This window comes from Flavobacterium cheongpyeongense, assembly GCF_003202435.1.
Lineage (GTDB): Bacteria > Bacteroidota > Bacteroidia > Flavobacteriales > Flavobacteriaceae > Flavobacterium > Flavobacterium cheongpyeongense.
Map to the genome: position 1 here is coordinate 1 of NZ_QJHK01000050.1, position 891 is coordinate 891.

Consider the following 891-nt stretch of genomic DNA (forward strand, 5'->3'; position numbering starts at 1 on the left):
GTCGGGTTCAAGTCCGCAACGTTGCTGGCAACGTAATCTGCTGCAACCGGAGCAACACCATCTTGCTTGTAAGCATACGTATAACCCGGTGTACCGCCTGATGCCGTTATGGTAACCTTAGAGGTCGAAACATTACAATTCGCATTGACTTTTGTATAATTAGCCGATAGAGTTAACGGCTCTGTTACGGTGATAGAAGTAGGGAAGCTACATCCTGTAGTCTCATCTGTGAAAACAACATTATAAGTACCTACACCAAGGTTTGGCAAGGTAAATGAAGCTGCACTCTGAGCGGTAACTGCAGGAGCTGTGTTCACTTTATAACTGTAAGTAGAAGTAAACTGGCTTACATCATAACGAATAGAACCCGTAGAACCTCCTTTACAATATACATCGTTTAATTTCGTGGCAGTCACCGCAATTGGGTTAACCGCAGGAACAGTAAGAGATCCTGTAGCATAACAGCCACTGGCATCGGTTACTTTGAAGCTATAAGTAACTCCTCCGGCTAACCCAGTGAAAGTACCTGTAGTATTTGAAGTCGCTGAAGCTGCCGGTGAGGTAATTTCGTAAGTAATCGTTCCAACTCCTGTTCCTGCTGTTTTAGCAACAGTAATGGTACTGGTAGTACTGCTGGCTGGTATACAATAAATAGGACTAGCGGTAATACCTGAAATTACTGGAGGGTTTAATCTGCTGATAACAACAGATCCCGGGAAAGTACAACCATTGCTGTCTTTCACAACATAGTTTATCGTTTGGTTGGTACCGTTATCGGCAACCGAGAATGTTCTGACACCCGTAAAGGCACCTCCCTGGAAACTATATGTATAGGGTGCAGTTCCTGTAGTTGGTACATCGATCGTAACATCTGAGGACTGCTTAACATTA

General features: G+C 43.9%; 1 protein-coding gene. It reads right to left on the minus strand.

Annotation, left to right across the window (positions count from 1 at the left end; translation table 11 throughout):
- A partial coding sequence (locus tag DMB65_RS21850) for a hypothetical protein (protein ID WP_133249525.1) occupies positions 1-891 on the minus strand: 891 nt, incomplete at both ends.